15 protein-coding genes are annotated in these 17,143 nt (G+C 74.7%); 6 read left to right on the forward strand and 9 right to left on the reverse strand.

The window, feature by feature from the left end:
* The first annotated feature begins 420 nt into the window (after positions 1-420).
* The 5 genes from LG395_RS14660 (at position 421) to LG395_RS14680 (ending at position 7,442) form a co-directional block, all read left to right on the forward strand.
* Positions 421-1,755, forward strand: coding sequence for a polyprenyl synthetase family protein (locus tag LG395_RS14660; protein ID WP_225809906.1), 1,335 nt, complete (start codon positions 421-423; stop codon positions 1,753-1,755).
* Complete coding sequence (gene crtI / locus LG395_RS14665) at positions 1,755-3,512, forward strand: phytoene desaturase family protein (protein WP_372463292.1); 1,758 nt, start codon at positions 1,755-1,757, stop codon at positions 3,510-3,512. Before LG395_RS14660 ends, crtI begins: the two co-directional genes overlap by 1 nt.
* Positions 3,509-4,537 carry a phytoene/squalene synthase family protein gene (locus tag LG395_RS14670; RefSeq protein WP_225809909.1) on the forward strand — a complete coding sequence of 343 codons (1,029 nt, stop codon included), beginning with the start codon at positions 3,509-3,511 and terminating at the stop codon, positions 4,535-4,537. The genes crtI and LG395_RS14670 overlap by 4 nt, the downstream gene beginning before the upstream one ends.
* Positions 4,534-5,538: a DUF5914 domain-containing protein gene (locus LG395_RS14675; protein ID WP_225809911.1), complete on the forward strand. Its 1,005-nt coding sequence runs from the start codon at positions 4,534-4,536 to the stop codon at positions 5,536-5,538. The genes LG395_RS14670 and LG395_RS14675 overlap by 4 nt, the downstream gene beginning before the upstream one ends.
* A 395-nt stretch (positions 5,539-5,933) precedes the next feature.
* Positions 5,934-7,442: a cryptochrome/photolyase family protein gene (locus tag LG395_RS14680; RefSeq protein WP_225809913.1), complete on the forward strand. Its 1,509-nt coding sequence runs from the start codon at positions 5,934-5,936 to the stop codon at positions 7,440-7,442.
* An 88-nt stretch (positions 7,443-7,530) separates the two neighbouring features.
* Here LG395_RS14680 and LG395_RS14685 read toward each other — a convergent pair whose 3' ends face one another.
* The 5 genes from LG395_RS14685 to LG395_RS14705 all read right to left on the reverse strand — a co-directional run bounded on the left by LG395_RS14685 (position 7,531) and on the right by LG395_RS14705 (position 14,127).
* Positions 7,531-8,547, reverse strand: coding sequence for a MerR family transcriptional regulator (locus tag LG395_RS14685; protein WP_372463230.1), 1,017 nt, complete (start codon positions 8,545-8,547; stop codon positions 7,531-7,533).
* A gap of 170 nt (positions 8,548-8,717) precedes the next feature.
* The gene (locus LG395_RS14690) at positions 8,718-9,323 is read right to left on the reverse strand and encodes an RNA polymerase sigma factor (RefSeq protein WP_372463231.1); all 606 of its coding nucleotides are present in this window, start codon (positions 9,321-9,323) and stop codon (positions 8,718-8,720) included.
* A gap of 492 nt (positions 9,324-9,815) precedes the next feature.
* Positions 9,816-11,948, reverse strand: a complete 2,133-nt coding sequence (locus LG395_RS14695; protein WP_225809917.1) for an MMPL family transporter — start codon at positions 11,946-11,948, stop codon at positions 9,816-9,818.
* A 224-nt stretch (positions 11,949-12,172) separates the two neighbouring features.
* Positions 12,173-12,760 carry a MarR family winged helix-turn-helix transcriptional regulator gene (locus LG395_RS14700; RefSeq protein WP_372463232.1) on the reverse strand — a complete coding sequence of 196 codons (588 nt, stop codon included), beginning with the start codon at positions 12,758-12,760 and terminating at the stop codon, positions 12,173-12,175.
* 179 nt (positions 12,761-12,939) lie between these two features.
* Positions 12,940-14,127 carry an MFS transporter gene (locus LG395_RS14705; RefSeq protein WP_171150170.1) on the reverse strand — a complete coding sequence of 396 codons (1,188 nt, stop codon included), beginning with the start codon at positions 14,125-14,127 and terminating at the stop codon, positions 12,940-12,942.
* Between the two features lie 89 nt (positions 14,128-14,216).
* Between LG395_RS14705 and LG395_RS14710 the strand changes: the two genes are divergently transcribed.
* Complete coding sequence (locus LG395_RS14710; protein WP_225809918.1) at positions 14,217-14,978, forward strand: DeoR/GlpR family DNA-binding transcription regulator; 762 nt, start codon at positions 14,217-14,219, stop codon at positions 14,976-14,978.
* Between the two features lie 217 nt (positions 14,979-15,195).
* Here the strand turns inward: LG395_RS14710 and LG395_RS14715 are convergent, their stop codons facing one another.
* The 4 genes from LG395_RS14715 to LG395_RS14730 all read right to left on the reverse strand — a co-directional run bounded on the left by LG395_RS14715 (position 15,196) and on the right by LG395_RS14730 (position 17,012).
* Positions 15,196-15,498, reverse strand: a complete 303-nt coding sequence (locus tag LG395_RS14715; RefSeq protein WP_225809920.1) for a hypothetical protein — start codon at positions 15,496-15,498, stop codon at positions 15,196-15,198.
* A 264-nt stretch (positions 15,499-15,762) separates the two neighbouring features.
* Positions 15,763-16,008 (reverse strand): DUF5133 domain-containing protein, encoded by a 246-nt coding sequence (locus LG395_RS14720; RefSeq protein ID WP_171150173.1) that lies wholly within the window; start codon positions 16,006-16,008, stop codon positions 15,763-15,765.
* A 217-nt stretch (positions 16,009-16,225) separates the two neighbouring features.
* Positions 16,226-16,483 (reverse strand): hypothetical protein, encoded by a 258-nt coding sequence (locus tag LG395_RS14725; RefSeq protein WP_171150174.1) that lies wholly within the window; start codon positions 16,481-16,483, stop codon positions 16,226-16,228.
* A gap of 325 nt (positions 16,484-16,808) precedes the next feature.
* Positions 16,809-17,012 (reverse strand): cold-shock protein, encoded by a 204-nt coding sequence (locus LG395_RS14730; protein ID WP_014677112.1) that lies wholly within the window; start codon positions 17,010-17,012, stop codon positions 16,809-16,811.
* Positions 17,013-17,143 lie beyond the last annotated feature (131 nt).

The following is a 17,143-nucleotide window of genomic DNA, read 5'->3' on the forward strand; positions in this document are numbered from 1 at the left end:
CGCCCGCCGGGCGTCGAGGACGGCGTCCACGGCCCGGGATTGATCCGGTGAGCCGATGTGCCGCGGCAGCCCGGTCGCCTCCGGGCCCACGACGGCCACGTGCGCTTCCGACACGGCGTCTCCCCTGCGCGGTGTTGTTCCGGTCCGATCCGTCCGGACACCCCGCACGACGGCCGGACCGCCGGGAGCGGGATGCCCGTCTGACAGGGATGTCCCCGCTCGGTATTCCGGATTGTGTACCCGGGCGGATGCAGGGCACCTCCGGCGACGAGCGGACGGGCGCCGGACACAGCACGGTGGAGTGGGCGGAGCAGCGACGGCCGCGCGACCACCTGGGGGGTTCGCGCATCCGTTCCCACCGCCCACGCGGAAGCAGTCCCTACGGAGACGACGGACACAGACACGACGGAGGGAACCGGGATGCGTCCTACCCACGCAGAGGACCACCGTGCGGCCTCGCCGCCGCGGCCGGTCGCGACGGCGGCCGTGGCCTCGCCCGCCCACGGGCCGGTGGCCGGTGACGGCGCGGGGCGGGACAGGACCGAGACGTGCCCGGCGGCGGCCGCACCGCTTCCGACCGGGCCCGCCGAGGTGCGCCGGATCGACGCCGACGTCCCCGGCGCCGTCGACCGGGTGCTCGACCACGCGCTGGCGGAGCGCGTGCGCCGCGCACGGCTGGCGGATCCGCTGTTCGCGCAGGACGTCGCCGAACGGGTGACGCGCTTCACTCTGGAGGGTGGCAAGCGCACGCGGGCTCAGCTGGTGTGGTGGGCCTCGCGGGCCTGCGCCGGCCGGGACGCGGCCACGGCGAGCAGGGCCCTGCGGATCGGCGGTGCCCTGGAGCTGCTCCAGACGTGCGCGCTCGTCCACGACGACGTGATGGACCGGGCCGCGCTGCGCCGGGGCCGGCCCACGCTGCACACGGACCTGACCGCCGGGCACGAGGACCGGGTGGGGCCCGAGCGCGCCCGGCGGTTCGGGCAGTCGGCGGCGGTTCTCGCCGGGGACCTGGCGCTGGCCTGGGCCGACGACCTGGTGGCGGAGATCCCGCTGGCGGCGTGGACGGGGGTGGTGGTGCGGCGGCTGTGGAGCGACATGCGCACGGAGATGGTGGCCGGCCAGTACCTGGACCTGCACGGCCAGATCACCGCGTCACGGTCCCTTGCCCGCGTGCTGCGCGCCGCCCTCCTCAAGAGCGCCCTGTACTCGGTCGAGCGGCCCCTCGCCCTGGGAGCCGCCGTGGCGGGCGCGGACGACGGGACGCTGCGCAGGCTGTGCGACGCCGGGCGCTGCGTCGGCATGGCGTTCCAGCTGCGCGACGACCTCGACGACGTCTTCGGCGACCCGCTGGAGACCGGCAAGGCGTGCGGCGGTGACATCCGGGAGGGCAAGCCCACCTATCTGGTCGCGGTCGCCCGCGCACGGGCCGAGGCCGCCGGTGACGGCGCCGCGCTCGCCGTGCTGGACCGGTGGCTCGGTGACGCTTCCCTCACCGAACCCGGCCTGGAGGAGGTGCGGGAGGTGCTCGTGGCGACGGGTGCGCGCGCCACCGTGGAGACCAAGGTCGACCGGCTCGCCGCGCAGGGGTTGCGGCACTTCGACCGCGCCCTGCTCGACCCGGAGGGCGCGGCGCCGTTGCGCGCTCTGCTGCTCGCCACGGCCGGGGCGCGGCCGGGCGGGGACGCCGCCGCAGGGCCGCGGTCCTGGCAGGGCCCGTACGCCCCTCATCCCCGAGGCGCGGGGAGCGGCCGGTGATCCGCACACTGCCGGGGCGCACCGACCACGTGGTGGTCGTGGGCGCCGGACTCGCCGGCCTGTCCGCGGCGTTGCACCTGCTGGGCGCCGGACGCCGGGTCACCGTCGTCGAGCGCGAGGAGCTGCCCGGCGGCCGGGCCGGACGCCTGGACCTCGGGGGCTACCGGGTCGACACCGGGCCCACCGTACTGACCATGCCCGACCTCGCCGACGAGGCGTTCGCCGCCGTCGGGGACAGCCTGTACGAGCGGGTCGAGCTGATCCCCCTGCACCCGGCGTACCGGGCGTGCTTCGCGGACGGCAGCAGTCTGGACGTGCACACCGGCGCGGAGGCGATGGCGGCCGAGGTGGAGCGCTTCGCCGGCCCTGGTGAGGCGGCGGGCTACCGGCGGCTGCGCGACTGGCTCGAGCGGCTGTACCGGGCGCAGATGCGCCGGTTCATCGACGCCAACTTCGACTCCCCGCTCGGCCTGCTCACCCCCGACCTCGCGCGGCTGGCCGCCCTCGGCGGTTTCGGTCGCCTGGACGCACGGATCGGCCGGTTCCTGAGCGACGAGCGGCTGCGCCGGGTGTTCTCCTTCCAGGCGCTGTACGCGGGGGTGCCGCCGGCCCGCGCGCTGGCGGCCTACGCGGTCATCGCCTACATGGACACCGTCGCGGGCGTGTACTTCCCCCGCGGCGGCATGCACGCCCTGCCGCGGGCGATGGCGGACGCCGCCGCGGCGGCGGGCGCCGACCTGCGCTACGGGCAGCGGGTGACCCGCCTGGAGCGGTCCGGTGAGCGCGTGACGGCCGTCGTCACCGACGCGGGCCGCATCGCGTGCGACGCGGTCGTGCTCACCCCGGACCTGCCCGTCGCCTACCGGCTGCTCGGGCGCCGGCCGCGCCGGCCGTTGCGGCTCCGCCACTCGCCCTCGGCGGTCGTGCTGCACGTCGGCACGGACCGCACCTGGCCCCGCCTCGCCCACCACACGATCATGTTCGGCGCGGCATGGCACACGACGTTCGACGAACTGACTCGCGCCGGACGGCTGATGAGCGACCCGTCGCTGCTCGTCACCCGCCCCACCGCCACCGATCCCGGCCTCGCGCCGCCGGGCCGCCATCTGCACTACATCCTCGCCCCCTGCCCCAACACCGACATCGGCCCGGACGCGGCGGCCTGGTCCGATCTCGGCCCGCGCTACCGGGACTCGCTGCTGCGGGAACTCGCGCGGCGCGGACTGGAGGGCGTCGCGGATGCCGTCGAGGAGGAGTGTCTGGTCACCCCGGCCGAGTGGCACGCCCAGGGGCACGCCGCCGGAACCCCCTTCTCGGCCGCGCACACCTTCCCGCAGACCGGGCCGTTCCGGCCGCGGAACCTGGTGCGCGGCACGGAGAACGCCGTCCTCGCCGGCTGCGGCACCACACCAGGTGTGGGCGTGCCCACGGTGTTGCTGTCGGGGAAGCTGGCCGCGGCCCGCGTCACGGGGGTGACCGGGCGGCACGGCATCACCCGCCCGCTCCCCTCGCGTCCCGCCGCGAGCGCCACCGTCCCCGACCGGTCGGGTCTCCGGGCTCCCGCCGGCTCCCCCGAACCGTCCCCGTCCAGCGGAGCGGCACTCGGCGTGTGCGACACAGCCCCCGGCCGGGCTGACGGCCCGCAGGAACCGCCGTTGTCCCCGGCGTGTCCCCCCGTTGCCGCGGCACGGTCCGAGCCGCCGCAGAGCCCCGCGGCCGACCCCGCTGCCCCCACGACCGAAGGCAGGACCCGATGACCGATCGAGAGCTGGACGCGGCGGGGGTCACCGATCCGGTGCTGCGCGAGGCCTACCGGCACTGCCGCGCCCTGAACGCGCGGCACGGCAGGACCTACTTCCTCGCCACGCGGCTGCTGCCCGTCGAGCGCCGGCCGGCCGTGCACGCCCTGTACGGCTTCGCCCGCTGGGCCGACGACATCGTCGACTCCCTGGGCACCGGCGCCGGGGCCGACGCGCGGGCGGAGGCGCTGACCCGGCTCCAGGAGGAGCTGGAGGACGGGCTGCGGCGGGGCGGCGGCGGGGAGCCGGTGGTGCGGGCCCTCGCCGACACCGCCCGCCGGTACGCCATCGACCACGTCCACTTCCGGGACTTCATGACCGCTATGCGCTCCGACCTGACCGTGACCGCCTACCCCACCTACGCGGACCTGTGCGCGTACATGCACGGATCGGCCGCGGTGATCGGGCTCCAGATGCTGCCGGTGCTGGGGACCGTGGCACCGCGGGAGGAGGCCGAGCCGTACGCCGCGGCGCTCGGCGTCGCCTTCCAGTTGAGCAACTTCCTGCGGGACGTCGGCGAGGACCTGGACCGCGGGCGCGTCTACCTGCCGGCCGACCTGCTCGCCGGTCACGGCGTCGACCGGGAGCTGCTGGTCCACAGCCGCGCGACGGGCCGCTCCGACCGTCGGATCACGGCCGCGCTCAGGGAGTTCGAGGCGCTGACCCGCAAGGTGTACCGGGTGGCGATGCCGGGTGTCGCACTGCTCGATCCGGTGTCCCGTCCCTGCATCCGCACGGCGGCCGTCCTGTACGGCGGCATCCTGGACGCCGTCGCCCGCGACGGCTGGGCCGTGCTGCACCGGCGGTCGGTGGTGCCGCGACGGCGCAGGGCGGTCGTCGCCGCCGACGGGCTGGTCCGGGTGGTGGCGGCCCGGCTGCGTGCGCGGGCCGGTGCCGGACACCGGCCGCCGGCGCGCGCCCGCGACCTGCCCGCGGCCGTGCTCTCGCCGGCGGCCGTCCGCTCCGCCGAGGAGGTCGCGTGAACCGCCGTCGTCCGCTGCTGTCGCTGCGCCGCCATGCCGTGCCGTGGGAGCGGCAGCGGCCCACCTGGCGCGAGGCGCGGCCCGGGGTGATCGCCGGGGCGCTGAGGCGGGCTCAGGCCCGCCCGTCCGGGAACTGGTTCGTGGTCGGCGCCTCCCGCGCCCTGCGCGGCGACGGCAAGCTGGCGCGGACCGTGGCGGGGCAGGAGGTCGTGGTGTGGCGAGGGCCTGACGGGCGCCTCGTGGGCGGGCCGGGTGTCTGCCCGCACCTGGGGGCGCCGTTGCGGGACAGCCCGGTGCGCTGCGGCACCCTGGTGTGCCACTGGCACGGACTGGCGCTGGACGGCCGCCCGTACGCGGGCTGGGCGCCGCTGCCGGTGCACGACGACGGGGTGCTGGTGTGGGCGCGCCTGGACGAGGTGGGCGGTGAGGAACCACTGGACGCGCCGGTCGTCCCGCGGCGGCCCGGGCCACGGGGCGCCCTGGACACCGTCTACACCGGCGTGGGTGTCTGCGAGCCCGAGGACGTGGTGGCCAACCGGCTCGATCCGTGGCACGGGGCCTGGTTCCACCCGTACTCGTTCGTCGATCTGAGGGTGGTCGACGCGCCCGGGGACCGGGCAGCCGCGGACGACGGGCCGGACGCGCTGACGGTCGACGTGTCCTTCAAGGTGGCGGGCCGGCTGGTCGTACCGGTTCGCGCCGTGTTCACCGCCCCCGAGCCGCGCACGGTCGTCATGCACATCACCGAGGGCGAGGGCGCGGGTTCCGTCGTGGAGACCCATGCCACGCCGCTGGGCGCGGACGAGGCCGGCCGGCCCCGCACCGCCGTGATCGAGGCGGTGGTCGCCGCCTCGGACCGTCCGGGTTTCGCCGCCGCCCGCCGGGCCGCGCCCTTGCTGCGTCCCGTGCTGCGTGCCGCGGCGGGGCGGCTGTGGCGGGACGACCTGGCGTATGCCGAGCGGCGCTGGCAGCTGCGGTCCACCGGACGGTTCCCGGGCTGAGCGGCGCACGGGCGGCTTCCGCGGCCGTCCTGGTACCCGCGTTCACCGGTCGAGGGAAGCCCGGCGGATCGGCCTGCGCTGACTCGCGCTCGCGCCGGTGACGCCCAGACGCCGTCGGCCTCACGCTCGCCCTCGCCCTCGCCCGAACGGAGGATCGTCGGCGGCGCGCCGCGTCCGTCACCGGCCGACCGGGGGAAACGGTCCGAGAGTGACCTCACCTGATACCGGTACCGCTGTCCGTGCGTGCCGCCGCCGTGGGCAGCGGAGGGCCGCCGCGCCGGACCCCGTTGCCGGGTCCGGCCGCGCTCCGGCACCGACCCCGGACGCGGCACGAGGGGCAGGGGCTCCGCACCGCAGGGAAGGCACCCAGCCACGACCCGGAAGGCACCGCCGCGATGACCACCCCGCACTGGATCTTCGGCGACCAGCTCGGCCCCCACTTCCTCACGCCCGCCGGCGCGGACGGCCCCGACCGCGGGGCGTCCCTGGTGATGATCGAGGCCAGGTCGGTCTTCCGGCGGCGTCGCTTCCACCGTGCCAAGGCGCACCTGGTGCTCTCCGCGATGCGGCACCGCGCGGCGGAGCTGGGCGGACGGGTGACGTACGTGCGGGCCGAGACCTACCGCGAGGGTCTGCGCCGGGCGGTGGGCGACGGGCCGGTCACGGTGTGCCACCCCACCTCGTACGCGGCCCTCCGGCTGGTGCGGTCCCTGCCGCGGGTGCGGGTGCTGCCCGCCCGGGGCTTCCTGGTGACGCACGAGGAGTTCGCCGGCTGGGCCGAAAGGCGCGGTGGGCGACGGCTGCTCCAGGAGGACTTCTACCGCTGGGTGCGTCAGGAGCACGACCTGCTGATGGAGGGCGGTCACCCGGCGGGCGGCCGGTTCAACCACGACCACGCCAACCGCGAGCCCCCGCCGGGCGGCACCCGGGAGCTGGACGTGCCGGGGCCGTTCCGGCCGAAGGAGGACGACATCGACGCCGGGGTGCGCGACGACCTGGACCGGTGGGAGCGAGAGGACGGGGTGCGGTTCGTCGGCCGGGACGGGCCCCGCCGCTTCCCCGCCACCCGGCGCGAGGCGCTGTCGGCCCTGCGCCGTTTCGTGACGCACCGGCTGGCGTCCTTCGGGCCGTACGAGGACGCGATGCTCGCCGGAGATCCGGTGATGAGCCACAGCCTGCTGTCGTCCTCGCTGAACCTCGGACTGCTGCACCCGGCCGAGTGCGTGGAGCGGGCCGAACGGGCGTGGCGGGAGGGCGCGGTCCCGGTGAACAGCGCGGAGGGCTTCGTCCGGCAGGTGGCGGGCTGGCGGGAGTACGTGTGGCAGCTGTACTGGCACTTCGGCGAGGACTACCGGCACGCCAACGCGCTCGGGCACACGGGGGAACTGCCCGGGTACTTCGCCGAGCTGGACGCGGACGCGCTCACGGCGCGCTGCCTGGCCACCGTGCTGGCCCAGGTGCGCGACACCGGGTGGACGCACCACATCCCACGGCTGATGGTGCTGGGCAGTCACGCACTGCAGCGGGGGTGGGACCCGGCCGCGGTGACCGACTGGTTCCACCGCTGTTTCGTCGACGGCTACGCCTGGGTGATGGTGCCGAACGTGGTGGGCATGTCCCAGTACGCCGATGGCGGCCGGATGACGACCAAGCCGTACACGTCGGGCGGCGCCTACATCCACCGCATGAGCGACCTGTGCGACGGCTGCGCCTACCGGCCGACCGAGCGCACCGGCCCGCGCGCGTGCCCCTACACCGCCGGGTACTGGTCCTTCCTGCACCGGCACCGGCGGCTGCTGTCCGGCAACGCCCGCGTGCGACGCGCGGTACAGGGTCTGGACCGTCTCGGGGACCTGGACGAGGTGCTGCGGCAGGAGCGGCGGCGTGCGGCGGGCGCGCCGTGAGGGAGCCGGAGGGGCTGCCCACGGACCGACGCGTGCGCAGACGGGGGCAGCCGGCGAGCGGAGTGAGGGGGGGAAGGCGTGCGCCGGTTCACCCCGCGGCGCAGAGCGCGCGCAGCGCCTGCACCGCCTGCGCCAGCCCGGCCGGTCTGATGCCGGCGACGGGCCGGCTGCGGCCCCAGCCGGGACCGCCGAGCACCACCGCCGGGCCACGCCGCGTCCCCTTCATCCCCCAGCGCAGCCCGGCCACGTGCCGGGCCAGGGCCGGGGCCGCCCGCGTACTCTCCTGGGCCCAGAGCACGACGGCGGCCGGGCCGAGCCGGCGCACCGCCGCGTCCAGCGCCTCGTGCGGGACGGCGGCCCCCAGCATGCGCACCGGCAGCCCCTCCTGACCGAGCGCCGCGTGCAAGGCCTCCAGGGGCAGTGTGTGCTGCTCGCCGGGGACGCAGGCCAGCAGGACGCAGCCGGCCCCGGGGGACGCGACGGGGGTGGCGGGCGGCGTGTTGCGGCGCAGCACGGTGGAGACCTGCCAGGCGAGCAGGTGCTCCACCTCCACGTACCGGTCCTCTGAGGAGGCCCACCGGCGTCCTACGGCGTGCAGGGTGGGAACCATCACCTCCTGCCAGGCGACGACGAGGCCGTGGCGTTCGACGGCGGCGGCGAGCTGCTTCTCGAGCGCGGGCGCGTCCAGCCGTACGGCGGCGCGCGCGAGGCCGCGGCACTCCTGGCGCACATCGCCGAGGGGCAGCGCGCCGGCGGCCCGTGATCGCCCCGGGGGCACCGGCGGCGTGGCGACGGTGGCGGTTTCGGTGTCGGAGGGCGGGCCCCCGCAGGCCGTACGGGCGGCGCGGGCCGCGTCGGCCGGCGGAACGCCGGTCGCCGTCAGCCGGCACATCTCCTCCACCGTGGCCACGTCCGCCGCGGTCCAGCGGCGGTGCCCGCCCTCGGTGCGCGCGGTCGGTCCGATGCCGTAGCGGCGGTCCCACGAGCGCAGGGTCATGGGCGACACACCGAGGCGCCGGGCCAGTACACCGGTGGTCAGACCGGCGTCGCCCGGTACGGCGGACGGTTCGGGGGGAGACGGGGCGGCGGGGTTCACGGTGGTCAAGTGTCCCTGTTCTGCTGGTATTCGCGCGCCGGGGGTCGCGCGGACGAGACCGGCGACGAGCACGCGCGCGTGCGGAGCGGGGCACCCCCCGGCGTCTGCGCCGGCCGGCCTGCGGGGGTCGCCCCCCGTGGCGCGTGTCCGTCGTCCCGCGCACCGCCCGTTCAGCGGGCTCATTCCGAGGTCTCCCCGACGAGGCTCCGGCCCAGGCGCAGCAGGCCGCGCCGGGCGTGGCTCTTGACCGTACCCAGTGGCCAGCCGGTGACGTGGGCGATCTGCGTCTGCGTCAGGTCACCGTAGAAGGTCAGGCACAGCACCCGCCGCTGGGCCTCGGGAAGCCGGCGCAGCTCCCGGGTGACGTCCACGCGGTCCAGGACGTCGTCCTGCGCGTACGACGGCTCCGGTGTGCGGTACGGCTCGCGTGCCGCCGCGGCGGCGGTGTCCGTGCGCCGGGTGCGGGCGGACAGGGCGTCCGCGATCTTGCGGCGGGTGATGCCCACGAGCCAGGCGGGCAGCGGACCTCGGCCCGGACGGTATCCGTGGCGTCCGCGCCAGGCGGCGAGGAACACCGTCTGGGTGACGTCCTCGGCCTCCGCACCGTCGCCCAGCGACTGTCGCGCCAGCGACAGCACGAGGGGGGCCCATCGACGGTAGACCGCCTCCATGACGGCCTCGTCCCCGGCCGCGAACCGGGAGGCCAGATCGTCCTCCGGTGACACCGTGGGCACGGGCACGGACATGGGCACGGGCCCGGCTTCGGTCACAGCAAGTGCCGTCATGTCGCCTGCTCCTTTTCCGGCCATTTCCGGGTGGCTTGACGCCTCACGGCCACGGTCCGTCCGGGAGCCCCGCGCGGGCAACTCGCATCGGGTCTGCATCGTATTGCCGTAGTCCGCCCGGGAGCCTCGCGGCGAGGCCGCACCGGGGCTGCGCCCGGTCGGCCGCGGTCCGTCCGGGGACCTGTGACCGGAACTCGCACAAGGTCTGCATCGGTTGCCCCGGACCGTGCGGGAGCCCCGTGAACGGATCTCGCACGCGGTCCGCGTCGGACCGGCCCGGACCCTGCAGGAGCCCCGTGAACGGATCTCGCACGCGGTCCGCGCCGGATCGAACCGGACCCCGGACCGTGCAGGAGCCCTGCGGACGGGCCGCGCAGCACGGTCCGCGGCGGTGATCGCCGGGGCCCGTGCCAAGCCCCGCGGCGGCGACTCGCACGGGAACCGCGTCGGATCGCCACCGCGACGGCCCGCGCCGCCGGGGGGCGGCGGCCGTCAGGCGCCGCCTCCCCGGCGGAGGACGGCCGGGTGCCGCTCGTCCGGGGCCGCCGGGCTGCGGCCTGCCTTGCCGGTGCCGGGCCGGGTGGGCCACCACACGCGGTCACCGGCGTCCCGTACGAGCGCCGGCACCAGCAGGGAACGCACCACCAGGGTGTCCAGCAGCACACCGAAGGCGACGATGAAGGCGATCTGCACCAGGAAGGCCAGCGGGATCACGCCGAGCGCGGCGAAGGTCGCGGCGAGCACCACCCCGGCGGAGGTGATGACCCCGCCGGTGGTGACGAGCCCTCGCGCGACGCCCTCACGGGTGCCGTGCCGCAGCGTCTCCTCGCGGACCCGGGACATCAGGAAGATGTTGTAGTCGACGCCGAGGGCGACCAGGAAGACGAATCCGTACAGCGGCACCGACGGATCGGTGCCGCTGAAACCGAACAGGCCGCGGAAGACCAGTGCCGCCACCCCGAGTGTCGCGGTGAAGTTGAGGGCGACGGTCAGCACCAGCAGGACGGGCACGGCGAGGGACCGCAGCAGCAGTACGAGGATGGCCAGGATGACGGCGAGCACCACCGGGACGATGACGGCGCGGTCGCGTACGGCGGCGCGCAGGGTGTCGTACTGCTGGGCGGTGTAGCCGCCGACCAGGGCGTGCGCGTCGGGCAGGGCGTGCAGCCCGGCGCGCAGCCGGGCCACGGTGTCGCGGGCGGCCTGGGTGTCGGGAGCCGCCTTCGCGGTCGCTTCCCACCGCACCCGGCCGTCCACGACGCGCGGCTCCTCCGCCGGGCGGCCCGCGGCGCCGGTCGCGGTCACCGCAGCGATACCGGGGGTGTCGCGTACGGTGCGTTCCACCCGGGAGGCGGAGGCGGCGTCGGCGAGGATCACCACGGGGGTGCCGGCGCCGGCCGGGAAATGCCGGGCCAGGGTCTGCTGGGCCGCCACGGACGGCACGTGCCGTACGAACGTCTCGTCCAGCGGCACGCCCCGCGAGTCCAGCGTGAAGGCTCCGGCCGAGCAGACGAGCAGTCCGGTCAGGGCGAGCGCCCACACCCGGCGCGGCGCGCGGTCGACCAGGCGGGCGGCGCGCTGCCACACTCCGGCGGCTCCGGTCCCGCTTCCGGGCCTGGCGGGCCAGTAGGCGCGGCGACCGAGGAGGGCTAGGACGGCCGGCAGGAAGGTGAGTGCGCTCAAGGCGGCGCAGACGATCCCGACGGCGCCGACCGGTCCGAGGGCGCGGTTGTTGGTGAGGTCGCTCAGCAGCAGCGCGATCAGACCGAGGGCGACGGTGCCCGCACTGGCCAGGACGGCGGCGGCCGAGCGGCGCAGGGCGGCACGGGCGGCCTCGTGACGGTCCCGGCCGGCGGCCAGTTCCTCCCGGCAGCGTGCGGTCACCAGCAACGCGTAGTCCGTCGCGGCACCGATGACGAGGATCGACAGGATGCCCTGCACCTGCCCGTCGACGCGTACCAGGCCGTGATCGGCCAGCGTGTACACGACCGCGCAGGCCACCCCCAGGGCGAACACCGCGCCGGCGATGACGACGAGCGGCAGCAGCAGGGAGCGGTAGACCAGCAGCAGGATGACCAGGACGGCGGCCAGTGCGACCGCGAGCAGCACCCCGTCGATGCCGGAGAAGGCGTCCGCCAGGTCGGCCTGGGTCGCGGCCGGACCGGCGAGCCGCACCCGGGTGCCGGGCACCTTCTCGGCGGCCGCCCGTACCCGTTCCAGCGTGGGCGCGAGCCGGTCGCCCAGATCGGGACGCAGCGGCACCACGGCCTGGAGCGCGGCACGGTCCTGCGAGGGCAGGGCCGGGGAGGGTGTTCCGGCCGTCCCGGGCGTGCGGGCGAGCGCGGCCACCGCCGCGGTGGCCGGCCGCTGCCGCCCGGTGACGGGCCCCCCGCCGTCGGCGGTCCACACCACGATGACCGGCAGGGTCTCGCGCTGCTGAAAGGCGGTCTGCTCCCGCAGGACACGGGTGGACTCGGCGCTGCGCGGCAGGAAAGCGGCCTGGTCGTTGGTGGCCACCTCGCCGAGCCGTCCGGCGAACGGTCCCAGCAGCGCCCCGGCCACCAGCCATACGGCGATGAGGGCCGGCGGGACGAGTGCGCGGGTTCGGTGGTGCGGGGGCGCCATGTGACTCCTCGAAGCGAGCGGCGAAAAACTCGATCGTAAACAATCTCAATCATCGAGCAATGTGATCTCAAGACAGTGTCACCGGTGCTTCCCCGAGCGTCGGCGGATCGGATGCGGGTGCCGGCCTTCCGGCCGGGGCGAGCCTTCCGCACGGGGGGCGAGCCTTCCGGCGCGGCGGCGGGTCTTCCGGTGCGGAGCCGGACGTTTCGGGGCCGAGGCGCGCCTCAGCGGCCGGCGGGCTCCCCGGAGACCTGGGCGAGTGCGTCGTTCAGTGCGGTCAGGAACCGCAGGGCCACGGTCAGCTCGTCCGCGTCGAAGTCCGCCCCGGCCCGGCGCAGGGCGTCGGCCAGGGGCCGGAAGTGGGTGCGGGCGGCGGCGCGGGCGTCGGCGGCGTAGTGGAGGTGGACCACGCGCCGGTCGGCGTCCTCGCGCACCCGGCGGACCTGCCCGGCGCGCTCCAGCCGGTCGATGCAGGCGGTGACGGCGCCGGAGGTGAGGCCGAGCACCGCGCGCAGCCTGCCGGGGGTCATCGGCTCGGGCGCGTCGAGGATGGCCGCAAGCGCCTGCACGTCGGTGGCGTGCAGATTGCGGCGGGCCGCGTACTGCTGGATGACCCGGCCGACCTCGCCGTGCATGCGGCGCAGCTGCACCGCGAACGCCGACAGGTCGCCGGGGAACGCGGGGAGGTCTGCGGCGGGGGCGTCGACGGCGGGGCGACCGGCGGACGCGTGCAGGTCAGCGGCGGCCTCCGGGCCCGCCGCGGCTCCTCCACGCCGTCCCGGTCCCTGCCCTGCACTCGACTCCGTGTTCACCGGCGCATCGTACCGGGCACGCCGGCGTCACCCCCGGGGGCCGCCTCCGCCTCCCGGCGCCTCGGTGCGGTTCGCCGCTCTCCCGGGCGCTGGTGCAAGCGGGCGGACGCCGGCTGTCTTGTCCGGCGCGTCCGACGCCGCCCCGGCGTGCCCGACGGTCCGCGGATCGCGGGGCCGGGTCAGGACGTCAGCTCGGCCACGCGCGACCGCTCGGGCGAGGTGCGCAGGATGCCGGCCGCCGCGGCAGCCGATGCGCAGAACAGGGCGAGGAGCAGGAAGGTGTGGTTCAGGGCCGTGAGATGGGTCATCCAGCCGATGACGGCGGGGCCGGCGAGCATGCCGATGTAGCCGAGTCCGGCGACCCGGGACACGTTGGTGCCCGCAGCCGCGGGGTCGGCGTGTCCGGCGGCGCTGAACAGCTGCGGGACGCAGCCGGACAGGCCCAGGCCGAACAGCGCCCAGCCGGTCAGTGCCGCCCAGACCCACGGCGAGAGGGCCACGACGGTGATGCCGACGGCGGCCAGGGCCGAGCCGTACCGCAGGACGGCGACCGGCCCGAACCGCGCGGATATCCGGTCCGCCACGAGCCTGCCGACGGTCATCGTCGCCGCATACGTCCCGTACGCGAAGGCGGCGGTGCTCTCCGGCGCGTCCAGAACGGTCTTGAGGTGCAGGACGCTCCAGTCGTTGGCGGCTCCCTCGCACAGCATGATCAGCAGGGCCAGAACGGCCAGGAGCCAGATCCTGGTGGGAACGGATCGCTTGCTCTCCTCGCGCTCCCCCCGCGTAACGGTCACGGGGGCGGCCGGCCCGGCGGGCAGTAGTCCACGAGCCGACACCAGGGCGGTGATGACGCCGGCGCCCGCGCCGGCGCCCAGCGTCGTGGCGGTGCCCCATCCGATGTCGACGGCCAGGGCGCCGACCAGTGCGGCCAGGACGCCGCCGACGGAGAACGTGGCGTGGAAGGCCGACATGACCGGCCGTTCGTACGCCTTCTCCACCTGTACGGCGTGCGCGTTCATGCTCACATCCAGGGTGCCGTTCCCGAATCCGAAGAGCAGCAGGGCTGCTCCGAGGGCCCACGGCTCCCGGGCGAGGCCGGGCAGCACCAGGGTCACGCTGCACAGCACCCCGGCCGCGGGGACGACGGTGCGCGTGCCGAGCCGGTCGGACAGGCGCCCGCCGACCTGCATGCCGGCGAAGGCCCCCGCCCCCAGCAACACGAGGAACCCGCCCAGGGCCGCGTGACCGATGCCCACGCGTTCCTCGACGGCCGGGATCTGCACCACCCACATGCCCAGCAACAAGCCGTTGAGGACGAAGTAGACAAACGTCACAACGCGCGAGACGCGCAGCGTTCTTTCCATGGGAGCACCCTAACGAACACATTGATTGTTCGAAACGGCATTCTCCGAACGTCTGACATGTTCGATACCTGGTGGTGTTGAATCACGGTATGAGCACCGTGGAACGTCATCGGCTGATCGCCCAGGCCGTCCGGGAGGCAGGAACGCTCACGGTCGCCGAACTGGCCGACCTGACGGGCGCCTCGGACATGACCGTCCGCCGGGATCTGGACCAGTTGGCCGCGCAAGGCGTCCTCGAACGGTTCCGCGGCGGGGCGCGCACCCTCCTCCTGCGAGGGGACGAGCCGCCCTTCGCGCTGCGCACCCATGAAGCCGTCGACGCCAAACGGCGGATCGCGGCCGAGGTGGCGTCGCTCATCACCGACGGTGAGACCGTCCTGCTGGACAGCGGCACGACCTGCCTGGAAGTCGCGCGGCTGCTGCGCGGGCGGCAGATCACCGTGATGCCCCTGTCACTACAGGCGATCGGTGTCCTCGGTGACGCCCCCGAACCGACCGCGCTCCTCGTGCCCGGGGGCCGGCCCCGCGCCGGCGAAGGAGCCCTCACCGGGCCCCTCACCCTCGCCTCCCTGTCGGCGTTGCGGTTCGACACCGCCGTCCTGGGCTGCTGCGGACTGACCGCCGGGGACGGCATGACCGCCTACGACCTCGACGAGGCAGCGGTGAAAAAGGCGGTCGTCACATCGGCACGTCGCGTCATCGCCGCCGCCGACGGCAGCAAACTGGGCCGCACGGCACACGCCTACGTCGGCCCCTCCAGCCTGGTCGACATCCTCGTCACCGACGCCACCGCGCCCGCCGACGAGACCAGCGCACTCGAGGACAACGGCACCACTCTCAAGATCGTCTGAAGCACACACGCCTGTCGCGCCGACCCTGGCAACCCGCTGGTTCCGCGGCGGAGGAGCGCCTGTCCACGGCGCGCGGCCTCACTGCGGGCCCGGGCCGGCCAACCGGGCGGTCAAGGGTGCCGGGTTCGTGGGCCGGACGATGGGCGACACGCGGTGCGATGATGCGCACTCCTCGTCACCGGCGTCCGGAATGGTCCGGGACGACGGCCGGCCCTGCTCACCGGCCAGTCTGCTGGAACAGCGCGATCTGGTCCTTGACCCAGGGGTCGAACACCGCGAGCCGCTGCTTGGACGACGGGTAGAAGGTCGTCAGCTGGTCCTCGATCCACCGGTCCATGGGCTGCCGGGCGGCATGATGGCGGCCGGCGGAGTTCTGGGCGCAACCGGATACGGCGACGGCCGGATGGTGCTCGGATGCCTGGATCGTGTCCGCCGTCGCGGGACCGCCGCCGATCGCCATGGCGGCTGCGGCGAGCACCGTGGAAGCTCCGACTATCGCGATCCGTCCGGTCATCTGCATGGTCTTCTCCTTCTTGCCGGACCGCGTCCCCCTGCCCCTCGTGGCGGGACGGCGGGTGACGTGTGTTCCAGCGGTGGTGCGGTCGCGGGGGCGCCCCTACCCGTTCCTCGCGCACTACACACATCCATGGATTTTTCCGGCATCGGAGTTCTATCCGTTTTTCCTCACCAGCCGTACGGGCCGTGCACGCCGTGCGAGGACGCACCGCGGCCCTCCCGACGCCCTACCTGTGCTGTCCCGGGGGTCACTGCCGGAGGCTCGGTGTCAGGCGGCCAGGGTTTGCGTCGCCTTGGAGGGCGCGGTGCGATCCGCTCGCAGCCGCTCCAGCAGGGCGTCGGCGGCGGCGAGGGCCTCGTCCACCGACTGGGTGCCGGTCATGACGCACAGCGTGTAGGTGGTGTCCTCCAGCTCTCGGCTGGAGTGACCGGTGGGGTGCAGGTCGTGCCGAAAGCGGGCGTCGGCAAAGCGGGCCAGTACAGCGCGTAGTTCCTTCTCCGCAGGCAGCAACACAGCGACATCCCTCTCGCAAGGCGGGCCGTTCCGCGGGGCCCGCGACGTCCGGGAGCGCGCACCCCGCGGGCGGCCGAACGGCCGGGAGCGGTGGATGCGTACTCATGGAGTCGTGTGCCCCGGCTTGATCACCGTATGCGCTTCTTCTGCCGCGTTCTGTTGAGGCACCCCGCCTCGGAGGAGACCCGGATACCGGCTCCGTCCGTGCCGCGTTGTGTCACTCGTCCGGGTGAAGCTCGTCGTACACCAGCTCCACCAGCGACTCGGCCTCGGGCGTACGGGGGTCGGGAGAGACCTCGTAGTACCCGCCCAGGGTCGTGATCACATCCTTGTGGGAGTCGTCGTAGCCGGTGCCGACGCTCTGCCACCACCAGATCCTGCTCCGGATCTCGTCCTTCGTCAGCGGGCCGTCCAGGGTGATGTCCTTGCCCTGGACCTTCGCTGTGATCCTCGCCGAGTCCGCGCCGGTAGCCATGCGGTTCCTCTCCTTTCCCGCGGGCGGACGCCGTCAGCCGCCCGGTATCGATCACAGCTGCGGATACCCCGCCGAAGGCCTGTCCCACGGTCCGAACCGGACAAGCGGCGAAAGCTCGACCGACCTCGAACGCCGGGTGGCCCCTGAGCCCGTCCTGCTCGCAGGAACGCGTCAAGGGGCCCGGCCGATGCCGGGCCCCCGTCTTCCGTAGCGGGTCTGGAGTCGAACCTGCGGTCTGTGGTGATGAACCCAGCCGGCTGCCAAGCTGCTCCACCCGGCGTGGGTGGCCGCTCTACACGGTTGGCCGCAGGTCAGCCGGAGGACGTCAGCCGCGGACGATGTTCTCGGCCTGCGGGCCCTTCTGGCCCTGGGTGACGTCGAACGTGACCGTCTCGCCCTCGACCAGCTCGCGGTAGCCGTTGCCGGAGATGTTGGAGTAGTGGGCGAAGACGTCCGGTCCGCCGCCGTCCTGGGCGATGAAACCGAAGCCCTTCTCGGAGTTGAACCACTTCACGGTGCCGCTGGCCATACTGCGTCCTTCGATCTTGCCGGGGGTGCCGGCCGGAGTGAGTAGCGGCATCTCCCACTGCGGGAAGACGCCACCGTCCGTTCTACCCCGACGAGGGCCGTGTCATTCGATCATTCGTCCATGAGTCGGAT

The sequence above is a fragment of the Streptomyces spinosus genome (assembly GCF_020400655.1).
In the GTDB taxonomy this organism is placed as follows: domain Bacteria; phylum Actinomycetota; class Actinomycetes; order Streptomycetales; family Streptomycetaceae; genus Streptomyces; species Streptomyces argyrophylli.

Excerpts from the sequence above, each read along its gene's own strand:
- LG395_RS14660 (WP_225809906.1), top strand. The coding sequence starts at position 421 with ATGCGTCCTACCCACGCAGAGGACCACCGTGCGGCCTCGCCGCCGCGG.
- LG395_RS14710 (WP_225809918.1), top strand. The coding sequence starts at position 14,217 with ATGAGCACCGTGGAACGTCATCGGCTGATCGCCCAGGCCGTCCGGGAG.
- LG395_RS14730 (WP_014677112.1), bottom strand. The coding sequence starts at position 17,012 with ATGGCCAGCGGCACCGTGAAGTGGTTCAACTCCGAGAAGGGCTTCGGT.
- LG395_RS14725 (WP_171150174.1), bottom strand. The coding sequence starts at position 16,483 with ATGGCTACCGGCGCGGACTCGGCGAGGATCACAGCGAAGGTCCAGGGC.
- LG395_RS14695 (WP_225809917.1), bottom strand. The coding sequence starts at position 11,948 with ATGGCGCCCCCGCACCACCGAACCCGCGCACTCGTCCCGCCGGCCCTC.
- LG395_RS14715 (WP_225809920.1), bottom strand. The coding sequence starts at position 15,498 with ATGCAGATGACCGGACGGATCGCGATAGTCGGAGCTTCCACGGTGCTC.
- LG395_RS14680 (WP_225809913.1), top strand. The coding sequence starts at position 5,934 with ATGACCACCCCGCACTGGATCTTCGGCGACCAGCTCGGCCCCCACTTC.
- LG395_RS14705 (WP_171150170.1), bottom strand. The coding sequence starts at position 14,127 with ATGGAAAGAACGCTGCGCGTCTCGCGCGTTGTGACGTTTGTCTACTTC.
- LG395_RS14690 (WP_372463231.1), bottom strand. The coding sequence starts at position 9,323 with ATGACGGCACTTGCTGTGACCGAAGCCGGGCCCGTGCCCATGTCCGTG.
- LG395_RS14670 (WP_225809909.1), top strand. The coding sequence starts at position 3,509 with ATGACCGATCGAGAGCTGGACGCGGCGGGGGTCACCGATCCGGTGCTG.